This window comes from Mangrovibacter phragmitis (genome assembly GCF_040429585.1).
GTDB classification, from domain to species: Bacteria; Pseudomonadota; Gammaproteobacteria; order Enterobacterales; family Enterobacteriaceae; genus Mangrovibacter; species Mangrovibacter phragmitis.
This window is the reverse complement of sequence record NZ_CP134782.1, coordinates 544,640-557,951: the sequence shown is the minus strand read 5'-3', so window position 1 is coordinate 557,951 and position 13,312 is coordinate 544,640. Positions and strand designations below refer to the sequence as shown.

The following is a 13,312-nucleotide window of genomic DNA, read 5'->3' as shown; positions in this document are numbered from 1 at the left end:
CGCTTTTTTATTACCCGTATTCAGCAAGGTTCCTGCTCACTCTGCTGTTGTTGGGTAAAACGCGCAAATGCCGCGAGGGTTTCTTCACTAACATGGTGCTCCATGCCTTCCGCATCTACCCTGGCAGTTTCAGGGCTTATCCCGAGCGCTAATAAAAAATGTTCCACAATGTGGTGGCGCACCCGGTTTTCCTGTGCCAGAGCTTCACCTTCTGGTGTCAGAAAGATACCGCGCCAGGGAATCTGCTCTATCAACCCCATTCCGGCAATGCGCTTAAGCATTTTTGCGACAGTTGGCTGAGAGACCCCTAAACGGGCTGCCATATCAACCTGGCGAGCTTCGCCCACTTCGCGAATTAAATCAGAAATAAGCTCAACATAATCATCAACCAGCTCTCGTCGGTGCGCCTCCCGAACCTGACGAAAACCCTCAACATGTTCCTCAACATTAACTAATTGAGTGGCGCTATCCGTATTATTTTTTCCGGCGCGACGGACCATAGTGATTCCTCTTTCTTTCGCGATGGTGTCATCACGGGGCTGTCATTGTAATCCAGCCTGTCCCTGACGCAAAAAAAACATAAATAGCCATAGCTATATAATATAGCTCATGCTATATCTGTATATAACACAACCAGCATGGAAAGTTGGTAACGCTACTGATGCCACCAGGGAGGCCACAATGAATGAAGTAAAGAGGTGCCTAAACGTGTTCAGTCATTCTCCTTTTAAAGTACGCCTGATGTTATTGCAATTGCTGTGTGAGCGGCTTAGCGGCTCCCATCGAGATTGCGACGACAAACGCGCCTGATAATTGTTTATCTGCTGTGGTGAATCAGCCAGTTAACGGCGGCTGTCATATTATTGTCAAATTTGTAACCCTCCTCTCAAAACGGACACCTCTGCCCCGTTGAAGTTAGCCCTGCAACGCTTTATCTTCGTCTCACCTTGCATAAGAAAATCTGATACATGAAACAGCAAGGTATACCTACACCTTTCCGCCTGGGTCGCAACGGCGTTTCTTGATGTCATAACTTATGAGCTTTATTACTAAAGACACACCCGCCATTACACGTTTATCGTTTGATTTCTGGCCATTATTTTATTTTGTTCTGGCTTTTTTTATTAATACATCCATGGGCTATGGCATCAGTTTTTTCTATACGTTTGCATTTGCTTCTCTGCTCATTGCTCTTCATACACTGGCCCCCAGATGCCAGAAATTACTTATTCTGATATCTGGTCTGCTTGCCGCATTCTACTATCCATTTGCCATGGTTTGGGGTGCTCCCAACTTCAATACATTATTGGCTCTGCATGCCACAAATATGGAAGAGTCGACCGAAATTTTGACGCTCTTTCCGTGGTACAGTTACGCCGTCACTCTCCTCATTTTTTCACTCACGGTATATGCTCTGCGCAGGCCGATAAAAGCAGCACAACCAAAACGTTATGTTACTGGTATTTGTTGTGCCTTCAGCCTGGTGTGTATTTTTATTGCTCCAGTGCAAAACCGGGTATACGGGGGGGTTTTCGCGCTGAAAGATACCGGTTACCCGGTAGCAAGATTTGTGAAAGATGTCGCGGAGAATAACCAGTCAGTAGTACGCGAACTCAAACGCATGCAGCGACTCTCCGCACAAAAAGATACCTGGCAGATTACGCAAGTGGCAGCACGCTACCATATCTATGTTCTGGTCATTGGTGAAAGTGCACGCCGTGATGCATTGGGTGCGTTTGGCGGTCAATGGGATAACACGCCTTTCGCAAGCCACGCCAATGGCGTCCTGTACTCCGACTACATATCTGCAAGCGCATCAACACAAAAATCGCTTGGGCTGACGCTAAATCTGATTGAAAACAGTAAGCCGCAATACCAGAACAATATCGTTACACTGGCTAATCGCGCTGGTTTCCAGACATGGTGGTTTTCTAACCAGGGTAAAATCGGGCAATATGATACACCCATCGCCAGCATTGCCCGTCGTGCAGACGAAGTGCAATTTCTCAAAGATGGCGATTTTGAAGATAACAAAAATAGTCAGGACACTTCACTCCTGTCTCTCACGGCTCAGGTGCTGGCGGTAAAGCGCCAGCCAACGCAACTTATCGTGCTGCATCTCATGGGATCTCACCCACAAGCCTGTGACCGCACACAAGGGCATTACAGCACCTTTGTGGTATCTGAAGAGACATCCTGTTATCTCTACAGTATTACCCAAACTGATATGCTGTTAAAAAATCTCTACCAGCAATTGCAGCAAAGTGGTGAATCTTTTTCTTTGGCCTACTTTTCTGATCATGGGTTAACTTTTCGCGAGCGCGGTACACAAAGGCAGTATCTCGCGCATGATGATAAGTTCCACCAGAATTACCAGGTACCGTTTTTGGTACTGTCCAGCGATGACACAGCACACAACGTGAATACGACACCACGTTCCGCAAATGATTTTTTGCTGTTCTTTTCACAATGGACTGGCATCAAAACCCAACAGATTCCGTGGCGATATACCTTTCACTCTGCAGAGTCTGCAGGCCCGCGTTATGTCACCAATTTCAAGTTAAGAAAAATACTCTGGCAGGAACTGGGTGAAGACAGCTTTGGGGCAGCTTCGCGCTAAACGTACATTCGCGGAGTACAAATTATCGCAGGCAAAAAAAATCCGCCATCAGGCGGATTTTTTATTCCCTGAAAAGGGATTAGAAGCGGTAACCTACACCAGCGATCCAGGTGCCAACGTCAACGCTACGAATGCGGCTTTGTTCATAGGAGAAGTCCAGCGCGACGTTTTCAATCGGGTTGAACTGCAGACCAGCGCCATAAGAGAAGCCGTAGTCGCTCATATCGCCTTTTTCCGGGTAGTCAGTCTGCTGGAATTTACCATAGCCCAGACCAATTACACCGTAGATGCTTGCCCAGTCGTTGATGCGGTAAGCAGGACCTGCAGTGATGCCGTAGTACTGGCTTTTATGGTACACACTGTCTTCACTGCGATTTTTTTCGGTATAAGTGAAGGAACTGATTACACCCAGCGGGCTGTTATCAAATTCATAGCGGTATTTCAGGTTGAAACCGCCAGCTTTGTTAGCAGCGCCCTGCATATCGCTCTGAGCGTAACCACCAGTAACAGTGCTGGTACCTGCAAATGCAGAACCTGCGGAAACGGCCAGAACGCAAGCCAGTGCTGAAAGACATGCAATTTTTTTCATAACCACCTCAAATGTGCTTCAAATAATTCCGTAAGTTTCCAATATATCAAACTTATGAAAGAAACTCCTGCCGTTTTGTGTTGTCTAAAGCAGAATTTCCTGTAACAGAAACTTTCCTGAAGATTAGTTTTCCTTATTTTTCATATAAGTAAACCAACCACTGCTTGTTTATTAATCACTTATAATTTGTATTAATAAAGGATTATTCCTAATACGCGTTATATTCATAAGCTCAATGGGTGGCTATTGTATGCTGCCTTCCACCATTTTTTTTCAATAGAACATCAACCAGCCCCACTAAAATCCACTAGAATAAGCGTCGCTTTTGCCTTGTGGCCTAACGACTAAATCTGTTGATGAAAGGACGCTCATGCCAGCACAACTGCGCAAATCCCTAAAATCTGCTTTGCTCCCTGTTTTTGTTCTGATAATTGCCATGATTTCTATTCAAAGTGGCGCATCGCTGGCTAAATCACTTTTCCCTGAGGTTGGCGCGCCGGGTGTGACTGCGTTACGTCTGGCTTTGGGTACACTCATGCTGGCACTCTTCTTTAAACCCTGGAGATTGCGTTTTACTGCGGAGCAGCGTATTCCTCTACTGGTGTACGGTATTGCGTTGGGGGCAATGAACTACCTGTTTTACCTGTCTATTCGCACCGTTCCATTGGGCATTGCTGTGGCACTGGAATTTACTGGCCCACTCGCCGTTGCCCTCTTTTCGTCGCGGCGGGTTGTTGACTTTGTATGGGTGATTCTGGCGGTACTGGGCTTATGGTTTCTGTTGCCTCTGGGGAAAAATGTTGCCGGAGTGGATTTAGCTGGTGCGTTGTATGCACTGGGGGCGGGCGCGTTTTGGGCACTGTATATACTCTTTGGTCACCGCGCAGGGGCTGATCATGGACCGGCTACTGTGGCTATGGGATCACTGATAGCCGCTATTATCTTTGTGCCACTGGGTATGTTTCAGGCCAGTGCCGGGTTATGGCAGTGGGCTGTACTCCCTGTGGGATTGTGTGTCGCGTTGTTATCCACCGCACTGCCCTATTCCCTGGAAATGATTGCCCTTACTCGTCTGCCACCCCGTACATTTGGCACACTAATGAGTATGGAGCCAGCCCTTGCTGCTATTTCCGGGTTAATTTTTCTTGGTGAAACACTCACCTGGCCTCAGGGGCTGGCGCTTATTTCTATTATTGTTGCATCTGCAGGCTCTACCATGACCCTGCGTCGTGATGCACAAATTCAGAGAATTGATATTAATTAATATTTACATTTAAAATTTTTCTTCCCATAAATAACCCGTTCACTCGGGTTATTTTTTTGCAAAGAAAAAAATCATAGCAAGCTTGAACTTATTTTTAACATACAGGCCCCATCAGAAAGATATATTCATAAAGAACATTCTGATAATTTCCTTTCACTAACCCGGCATAAAAAACATAACCAATTGATATGTTTTAAAAAATCAAAAAATGACTGCGATAGCTATTTAACTGATAGGTAGTGACAGAAATAACCTTCACCGATCAACTGCTATAATTGGTTGCGTAAGAAATTTGGAACCTGACGAGAGAGGATATCGACAATGAGTACTGCGAAACTGGTTAAAATGAATAAAACCTCACTTCTGTATACGCGTAACAACGTCGCTGACAGTGATAAAAAAGCTACGATTGAATTACTTAACCGTCAGGTGATTCAGTTTATTGACCTGTCACTGATAACCAAACAGGCTCACTGGAATATGCGCGGCGCCAATTTTATTGCTGTACACGAAATGCTTGATGGTTTCAGGACTGCACTAACTGACCACCTCGACACCATGGCAGAACGTGCAGTACAGCTCGGCGGTGTTGCTCTTGGTACCACACAGGTAATCAATACCCAGACACCACTGAAAAGCTATCCGCTGGATATTCATTCAGTTCAGGATCACCTTAAAGAACTGGCCGAGCGTTATGCCATTGTGGCAAACGATGTACGTAAGGCTATAACAGAAGCTAAAGACGAAGATACAGCGGATATACTGACTGCTGCATCCCGTGATCTGGATAAATTCCTGTGGTTTATCGAATCCAATATCGATTAAAACTACAGCGGCCATAACACATAGTTAAACCGTTAACTAAAGTGACATGCACCATAAAAGCGCACTCCAGTGCGCTTTTTTTTCGAACCAGGTAAATAAGATAAGTCTAATTGGTTGCAAATACGTAAAATACGGCTATTGTTTCAGCGGAATACGCATCAAAAACCACCACCCTGTTGGTGAGTGATGCATTGCACCATAACAAAGCCCCAAAACAGTGCATTAATACTATCTTGCATCACTGTTTGTGCGATGTTACATATCCCTCATAAGCAAAAACAATATGTTGTAAATCTGGCACGATTTTTTCATGTTGCGCATGCTTTCGCAGGGGCTTGCCCCAAGGTTTAACTAAGGAAACGCTATGAAGTCTATTTTAAAAGTCTCACTGGCTGCACTTACTCTGGCCTTTGCTGTTTCTTCTTCGCACGCAGCAGAGAAAAAACTGATTGTGGCAACCGATACTGCATTTGTGCCATTTGAATTCAAACAAGGCGATAAATACGTCGGGTTTGATGTGGACCTGTGGGCCGCTATCGCTAAAGAAGCGAAACTGAATTACACACTGAAACCGATGGACTTCAGCGGGATTATTCCTGCACTGCAAACAAAAAATATTGATGCAGCCATTGCGGGTATCACCATCACTGACGAACGCAAAAAAGCGGTCGATTTTTCTGATGGTTACTACCACAGTGGTCTGCTGGTAATGGTCAAAGCCAACAATAACGACATTAAAAGTGTCAAAGATTTAGATGGCAAAATTGTTGCAGTGAAAAGTGGTACCGGCTCAGTTGATTACGCTAAAGCGCATATCAAAACCAAAGAACTGCACCAGTTCCCCAATATTGACAACGCGTATATGGAACTGGGCACCAACCGTGCTGACGCTGTGCTGCACGACACGCCAAACATTTTATACTTCATCAAAACTGCGGGTCATGGTCAGTTCAAAGCGGTAGGTAAATCGCTGGAAGCACAGGAATATGGTATTGCTTTCCCGAAAGGCAGCGAAGAACTGCGTGATAAAGTTAACGCAGCGCTGAAAACCCTGAAGGCCAACGGTACTTACAACGCTATCTATAAAAAATGGTTCGATACCGAGCCTAAATAATAAAAAAATAAAGCAGTCTCAGGGGCGCTCTTTCGGTCGCCCCTGCTATTTTTAAAAAACACGGTAACAGGAACCCATCATGCAGTTTGACTGGAGCGCCATCTGGCCTGCCATCCCCGCCTTAATGGAAGGCGCAAGATTAACATTGTGGATCTCCGTCCTCGGGTTAATTGGCGGCTTAATCATTGGCCTGGCAGCAGGTTTTGCCCGTACTTACGGCGGTAAAATCGCTAACCTCATCGCACTGGTATTCATTGAAGTTATTCGCGGTACGCCAATTGTCGTGCAAGTGATGTTTATCTACTTTGCACTACCAATGGCTTTCCAGGATTTGCGTATTGACCCCCTGACAGCAGCTATTGTCACGATTATGATCAACTCCGGTGCCTATATTGCGGAAATCACCCGCGGTGCGGTGCTGTCTATTCATAAAGGCTTCCGTGAAGCAGGCCTGGCATTAGGTTTATCCCGCAGGGAAACCATTCGCTATGTCATTATGCCTCTGGCTTTACGCCGTATGTTGCCACCGTTGGGTAACCAGTGGATTATCAGCATTAAAGATACCTCACTGTTTATAGTCATTGGGGTAGCCGAACTGACCCGTCAGGGCCAGGAGATTATTGCCGGTAACTTCCGGGCACTGGAAATTTGGAGTGCTGTTGCGGTTATCTATCTCATCATTACTCTTGTTCTGAGCTTTATCCTGCGTCGCTTTGAGAAAAGGATGAAAATCCTGTGATTGAATTTAAGAATGTATCCAAGCATTTTGGGCAAACCCAGGTGCTGCATAATATCGATTTAAAAATTAACCAGGGTGAAGTGGTAGTTATCATTGGCCCGTCTGGTTCTGGCAAATCCACCTTGCTGCGTTGCATTAACAAACTGGAAGAGATAACCAGCGGCGAGCTGTTTGTTGATGGCCTGAAGGTTAATGATCCCAAAGTAGACGAACGCCTGATTCGCCAGGAAGCCGGAATGGTGTTCCAGCAGTTCTACCTGTTCCCACAATTAACTGCGCTGGAAAACGTGATGTTTGGCCCAACCCGGGTTCGCGGTATGTCCAAACCAGACGCTGAAGCGCTGGCAAAAGACTTGCTGGCGAAAGTAGGGCTGGCAGAACGGGCGCATCATTACCCGTCTGAGCTGTCTGGCGGCCAACAACAACGTGTTGCCATTGCCCGGGCACTGGCAGTTAAACCGAAAATGATGCTGTTTGATGAACCCACCTCTGCACTGGATCCTGAATTACGCCATGAAGTGCTTAAAGTAATGCAGGACCTGGCAGAAGAAGGTATGACGATGGTTATCGTTACACACGAAGTTGGGTTTGCAGAAAAAGTCGCCTCACGCCTGATCTTTATTGATAAAGGTCGTATTGCAGAAGACGGCAATCCACAAGAGCTTATTGAAAACCCACCAAGCCAGCGTTTGCAGGAGTTTCTGCAACACGTTTCCTGAATTCAGTATACTGAGAGCAAAAGGGCGGGCCACGACTGGCTCTGCCCTTTTTAGTTATTTAACCCATTTCTTCGCCCAGGCAAGCCGTTCTTCCGGTGACAGATAGCTCCAGGCAATGAAACGGCTCTGCTTTTGCCCTTGTGACATAGGCTGTTTCACCACCATAGCCACACCAGCTTCACGCAAAGCATGCTCAATGCTGCGCATATGTTCTGCTTTAGATACCAGCGAAGTAAACCATAACACCTGGCGGGCAATAGTGCGGCTCTCCACCACCATCTGGCGAATAAAGGCCAGTTCTCCCCCTTCGCACCATAACTCACTGTGCTGCCCACCAAAGTTGAGTGCAGGTGTGGCATCGTTAAGCCCCAGGTTTTTGCGTTTGCGGGTATTACCTTCCAGTGCCTCCTGAGCGGAGGCATGAAAAGGCGGGTTACATAACGTGGCATCAAAACGGTCAGTTTTCGTAACTACCCCGGCGAAAATAGCACCTGGTGTTTTTTGGCGGCGCAAACGAATCCTGGTACTCAGCCCGGGGTTTGCCTGAATTATCTGTTGGGCGTGGCTCAGCGCTTCTTTACTCACATCCGTTCCGGTAAAACGCCAGCCATACTCATGCTGCCCAATCAGCGGGTAAATACAATTCGCCCCGGTACCAATATCCAGAAGACTGGCTGAGTGCGGTATCCCCTGTTTACCTGTCTGAGCCAGTAAATCAGCCAGATGATGGATATAATCAGCCCGGCCAGGCACTGGCGGGCACAGAAAACCCTCAGGAATATTCCAGTGCTGAATGCCGTAATCCGCCGCCAGCAATGCACGGTTAAGCATTTTAACCGCTTCAGGGTCCGCGAAATTCACGGTTTTCTCCCCGCGAAGTGAAAGTATTACTTTATTCCCCAGTTCAGGCAGCGCCTGAACCAGACGGTCAAAATCATAACGCCCCTGGTGGCGGTTACGCGGGTGCAACTGCGTTTTTTCAGCAATCTGTTTCATCCTGGCTCCTTGTGTCCGGGCGCGTAAGATACGCGTTCAGCATAACAAGGTAAAGTGCAAGCCATATACCTTGTGCTAGCCTGTTGGTTACCTGTTATTAACTGGCTGCAAAAAAATGACCACTGAGTACTACTATTATGAGCCTGAACGGGGACATGGTTTGCCCCATAATCCACTGAACGCGATTATTGGCCCCCGCCCAATTGGCTGGATTTCATCAGTCAATGAACAAGGGGTTGCCAACCTTGCCCCTTACAGTTTTTTCAATTGCTTCAACTACCAGCCACCCATTATTGGATTCGCCAGTTCCGGGTGGAAAAACAGCGTGGAAAATATTACCCGTACTGGCTACTTTGCCTGGAACCTGGTCACTCGCGAGCTTGCCAGTGCCATGAATGAAACATCAGCATCTGTTGCTGCAGGAGTGGATGAATTCGCGCTTGCCGGGTTAACTCCGGCGGCTTCCCGCAAAATACCCGTCCCCCGTGTCAGTGAAAGCCCGGTCAATTTTGAATGCAAACTGACACAGTGCATTCAGCTCACTAATGCCGCAGAAGAAAAGCTAAATACCTGGCTGGTATTAGGCGAAGTTGTCGCAGTACATATTGCCACTCACCTGCTGGAAGACGGGGTTTACCAGACGGCAAAAGCCCACCCGGTTATGCGGGCTGGTGGCCCCAGTGCTTACTACGGGATTGATGAGTCACTAAGATTTGATCTTATCCGGCCCGATGACCGCAGATAATCTTTTATCACAAACAACCAGATTCAATTATTTTGAATAACTACAACAAGGTTTTTACATAGCCGCCAGGCGGGAAAGACTGAGATAATAGCGCCAACAGAGTAAGACAAGACATAAAAAGTCGTACCTGCACGGAACCACCCTGTTTCACCGGATGGTGTCCACCATCGCTATTTTTGTACAGAACGTTGTTGAGGCCGGCTCTTCACGAGCCGGCCTCAATTTATATGGAATGCCTGAAACCCACCCTGTGGGTTGTACTTCTCTGTGTTATTTACCCTTGCTTTTGCCTGAATATCAGGCTCAGCCACCGCCATACCTGCCACTATTTTGCCTGAAACCGGGTGTTGTGGCCGGGCCACACGCGGTGGCTTTTTTATGCTTACACTGCACTAAATTAATTGCCTCACCCGTTGTAAACCCTCTTCCAGCGTTGAGACTTCTGCTGCCGCCAGTAAACAACATGCCAACTGAATCTGAATAGATTCCGGCACCGGCTCTTCACCGCGCAAGCAGCGTGTTAACCACTCAACAGTCAGTTGAGGGTCTTTGCCAGAAGGGAAAACCGGCGCCGGGCTGACTTCTGCCTGACGGCTATAAACCACCTGCTCACCTGCTGCATTCACCCAGTTTATTTGCGGACAACGTAATGGGTTGGCGTACACTTCCCCTTCAGTTCCATGCATAACCAGCGCCTGGCCACCCACTGACTGGAAAAACTGGCTTACGCGGGATAAATATTCCGGGTGCGATACACTCGAGAGCCGTAATGCTGCATTTTCCGGAAAAGGTGTCAGCAACTTTGCCAGCGTGTGAGCACTGTTACGCACGCCCATCCGCCAGCGCAGTGCCAGTTGAACAGCCAGTGGCGGGCACAATGCACTGACAGGTATATAAACAGGTTTATTGCCTTCCAGCGCCGCCTGAGCCTTGCCGCATGAATGCACCGCCTCGATACCCATCATAGCAAACAGCGTTTCTGTGATTACCCTGCCCGGATCATCACTCACACCATGGACCACAACCGGGAAACCCAGCCGGGAAAGTAACAATGCCAGTAGCGGTGTCAGGTTCGGTAACTTACGTGCGCCGTTATAACTGGGAATAACGACAGGCATTGGCCTGCCAGCCGGGGCTGAAAGCTGCATTGTATGCGCGCGCGTAACCTGATAAAAACCCTGCATTTCGCTTTCGCCTTCCCCTTTCACACGCAACGCAATTAATACCCCGCCCAGTTCCAGGTCGGGAACTTCTCCGCGTAACATGCTGGCATATAATGCCTGAGCGGTTGCGCAGTCCAGATCCCGGGCATGATTTTTACCCCGGCCAATTTCTTTGATAATTTTACGGTAATCCATACTTTACTCTCTGCCTCGTTTTTCCCGAGCCTGGCGAGGTGAGCGCCTGCGTTTTTTTTCCGGGTTGTCCGGTTTTGCAGAGCGAAGAACCGCTGGTAGCTCAGGCTGGCTAATAGGAAATACAGGTAACGCATCCAGCAACCTTTTACCATAGTTTTTTGTCAACAAACGCCGGTCATAAATCACCACTTCTCCCCAGCAGCTGTGGCTACGAATCAGGCGACCCACTTGCTGAATCAGTGTGAAAGAGGCACCTGGCAGGCTTTGCACATCAAACGGGTAGCGTTTCAGGCTTTTCAGCCACTCCCCTTCGGTAATCACCACCGGACTGTCCACAGGGGGAAATGCAATTTTATGGATATGAACCTGGCTTAACAGTTCACCTTTCAAATCGAGGCCTTCGGCGAAAGACTGCAACCCAACCAGCACACTGGTTTCCCCCTGGCTTACACGCTTACGGTGAAGTTCAACCAGCCGGTAACGGGGCTGATCCCCCTGCACCAGTAACACCAGGCGCAGATCCTGTACAGCTTCAAGAAAAATATTCATTGCACGCCCACTGGCAAATAGCACCAGCATCCCTTTGTGCTTGCCTGCTTTGAGCTGCTCACGGAAAAAAGCCGCCATTTCGGCAATATGCTGACGCTCTGTTGCCGGCTGAGGATCGGTTTGCATTTGTGGGATCACAATGCTCCCCTGCTCAACGTGGTTAAAAGGGGAATCCAGCGTAACGAAGGTATCACCCCGTTTTTCATGTAACCCGGTGAGCTCCTGAATACGGGTATAACTGTTCAGAGAACGCAATGTGGCCGAAGTCACCACAATATGGGGAATTTGCCGCCACAGCAGACGCTCAAGTTGATCGCTGACACGAATACCAACACAGTGGAAAAACAGGTGAGCCTGACCATCCTGAAAAGTACGGGTAAACCATTTTGATACTGGCGCTCCGGAGGCCTTTTCCATTGCAGCCAGCCGCCACAATTTACTCTGCGCCTCAAAGTGACCAAAAGCCCGGTTGGTTTGCAGAATCAGGCGGTGCAACCGCACAATATCATGCTGCCCGGTGCGTTCACTTAAATCATTCAGGAAGGATTCGGCAAGGCCACGCAGCGCATCCGTCAGTTTTGCCAGGCGTTCGCAATGAGCCATGATATCTTCAGGCAAAACCCCCATGGGGAAACGGTAATCACCTTCTTCTGCGGCTGGCAGCACCAAATCAAATTGTGCGACCAGGCCCACAAGATGTTCAGTGATTTCTTCACAATGGTTTGCCAGACGCTCAGGTGTTGCCAGGGGAGGAACCGTCTTAGGGCGAAACTGTTCCAGGCAGGTGTTGACCAGTTTGCAAAATAAATCCAGTTGCAGGCGGCTCCAGCCAGGCGTAATTTCAGCACTCATTTCCAGTGCATCACGGGCAACTTCTGGTATATGGTGGCCTTCATCCAGCACCAGTAGCAAGTTATCTGGCTCTGGTAATACAGATTCACTCTCCATTGCCGCCAACACCAGCGCATGGTTCGCCACCACCACTTCAGCTTCACGAATTTCACGGCGGGCCACAAAGAAAGGGCACTCCCGGTACCAATGGCAGTTGCTGCCAAGACAACTGGCGCGGTCTGTGCTCAGGCGCGCCCATAACCCGTCATCAATAACTTTATCAGTGTGGTCACGCAGGCCATCCCAACTGTAGCTGTCGAGGTCTTTTTTTAATGCCACACAGCGCTGTTGTTCCGCTTTATTTTTCGGTGTGAGGTCATCATCAAGAAACGCCAGCAGATCCCCCTGGCTACTGTTATCGCTGGCGAGCGCTGCCAGGTTTCGCGGGCAAACATAGCGCCCACGGCCAAAAGCGGCGGTATAACGCAATTCGGGGATAATCTTGCTGAGAAGAGGGAGATCTTTACTGTAGATCTGATCCTGTAACGCGACGTTCGCAGTACTGACCACCAGCGTTTTTTTTTCGTCCCGGGCAAGGGCAATACCCGGAATCAGATAGGAGAGCGTTTTACCTACACCGGTAGGCGCTTCAATAACCAAATGCCGGCCGCTGTCACCCGCCAGGTTTTTTGCCACTTCGGCAATCATGTGCCGTTGGGGAGGACGGGGGATAAAATCGGGGATTTGTTGTTGCAGCGCTTTGTACCATGCGGCAATTTGCGCCTTTTGTGCCGCGGATAAGGCCATTGCAGTTCCTGTACTGTATAAACAACCACTATTGTGGCATTTTTTCGTGGCTGGCTGAACTGCTTTTTGGGGCAAAATAGTTTACTGGAAGAGAGCCGGCAATTCTGTGCACCAGAATTACCGGAGCTGGCCAACAGGCAGGAAGTTAACTGGATG

The 13,312-nt window shown here is 48.3% G+C and carries 13 protein-coding genes; 8 read left to right on the top strand and 5 right to left on the bottom strand.

The window, feature by feature from the left end; all coding sequences use genetic code 11:
• Positions 1-20 precede the first annotated feature (20 nt).
• Positions 21-500, bottom strand: a complete 480-nt coding sequence (mntR, locus tag MPHASIOC01_RS02595; RefSeq protein ID WP_353613874.1) for a manganese-binding transcriptional regulator MntR — start codon at positions 498-500, stop codon at positions 21-23.
• A gap of 181 nt (positions 501-681) precedes the next feature.
• On the opposite strand from mntR, the gene mntS reads away from it, so the two are divergent.
• Complete coding sequence (mntS, locus tag MPHASIOC01_RS02590; RefSeq protein ID WP_074388832.1) at positions 682-810, top strand: manganase accumulation protein MntS; 129 nt, start codon at positions 682-684, stop codon at positions 808-810.
• A 226-nt stretch (positions 811-1,036) separates the two neighbouring features.
• Positions 1,037-2,620 (top strand): phosphoethanolamine transferase, encoded by a 1,584-nt coding sequence (locus tag MPHASIOC01_RS02585; protein WP_064599868.1) that lies wholly within the window; start codon positions 1,037-1,039, stop codon positions 2,618-2,620.
• A gap of 79 nt (positions 2,621-2,699) precedes the next feature.
• Here the strand turns inward: MPHASIOC01_RS02585 and ompX are convergent, their stop codons facing one another.
• Complete coding sequence (gene ompX, locus MPHASIOC01_RS02580; RefSeq protein WP_064599866.1) at positions 2,700-3,209, bottom strand: outer membrane protein OmpX; 510 nt, start codon at positions 3,207-3,209, stop codon at positions 2,700-2,702.
• A gap of 370 nt (positions 3,210-3,579) precedes the next feature.
• Here ompX and rhtA point away from each other — a divergent pair, with 370 nt between their 5' ends.
• From rhtA to glnQ, 5 genes are all read left to right on the top strand, one after another.
• Positions 3,580-4,473 carry a threonine/homoserine exporter RhtA gene (gene rhtA, locus MPHASIOC01_RS02575; RefSeq protein ID WP_353613873.1) on the top strand — a complete coding sequence of 298 codons (894 nt, stop codon included), beginning with the start codon at positions 3,580-3,582 and terminating at the stop codon, positions 4,471-4,473.
• Between the two features lie 321 nt (positions 4,474-4,794).
• Positions 4,795-5,298, top strand: coding sequence for a DNA starvation/stationary phase protection protein Dps (gene dps / locus MPHASIOC01_RS02570; protein ID WP_064599861.1), 504 nt, complete (start codon positions 4,795-4,797; stop codon positions 5,296-5,298).
• 364 nt (positions 5,299-5,662) lie between these two features.
• Positions 5,663-6,412: a glutamine ABC transporter substrate-binding protein GlnH gene (gene glnH / locus MPHASIOC01_RS02565; protein WP_064599859.1), complete on the top strand. Its 750-nt coding sequence runs from the start codon at positions 5,663-5,665 to the stop codon at positions 6,410-6,412.
• A gap of 79 nt (positions 6,413-6,491) precedes the next feature.
• Positions 6,492-7,151 (top strand): glutamine ABC transporter permease GlnP, encoded by a 660-nt coding sequence (glnP, locus tag MPHASIOC01_RS02560; protein ID WP_353613872.1) that lies wholly within the window; start codon positions 6,492-6,494, stop codon positions 7,149-7,151.
• Positions 7,148-7,870, top strand: coding sequence for a glutamine ABC transporter ATP-binding protein GlnQ (gene glnQ / locus MPHASIOC01_RS02555; RefSeq protein ID WP_064599856.1), 723 nt, complete (start codon positions 7,148-7,150; stop codon positions 7,868-7,870). The genes glnP and glnQ overlap by 4 nt, the downstream gene beginning before the upstream one ends.
• 54 nt (positions 7,871-7,924) lie before the next feature.
• On the opposite strand, the gene rlmF is transcribed toward glnQ, so the two are convergent.
• Positions 7,925-8,866 (bottom strand): 23S rRNA (adenine(1618)-N(6))-methyltransferase RlmF, encoded by a 942-nt coding sequence (gene rlmF / locus MPHASIOC01_RS02550; RefSeq protein ID WP_064599854.1) that lies wholly within the window; start codon positions 8,864-8,866, stop codon positions 7,925-7,927.
• 115 nt (positions 8,867-8,981) lie between these two features.
• On the opposite strand from rlmF, the gene MPHASIOC01_RS02545 reads away from it, so the two are divergent.
• Complete coding sequence (locus MPHASIOC01_RS02545) at positions 8,982-9,611, top strand: flavin reductase family protein (RefSeq protein ID WP_064599852.1); 630 nt, start codon at positions 8,982-8,984, stop codon at positions 9,609-9,611.
• A gap of 392 nt (positions 9,612-10,003) precedes the next feature.
• Here MPHASIOC01_RS02545 and ybiB read toward each other — a convergent pair whose 3' ends face one another.
• Positions 10,004-10,969: a DNA-binding protein YbiB gene (gene ybiB, locus MPHASIOC01_RS02540; protein ID WP_353613871.1), complete on the bottom strand. Its 966-nt coding sequence runs from the start codon at positions 10,967-10,969 to the stop codon at positions 10,004-10,006.
• Between the two features lie 3 nt (positions 10,970-10,972).
• A complete protein-coding gene (dinG, locus tag MPHASIOC01_RS02535; RefSeq protein ID WP_353613870.1) occupies positions 10,973-13,156 on the bottom strand; it encodes an ATP-dependent DNA helicase DinG in 2,184 nt (727 codons plus the stop codon).
• Positions 13,157-13,312 lie beyond the last annotated feature (156 nt).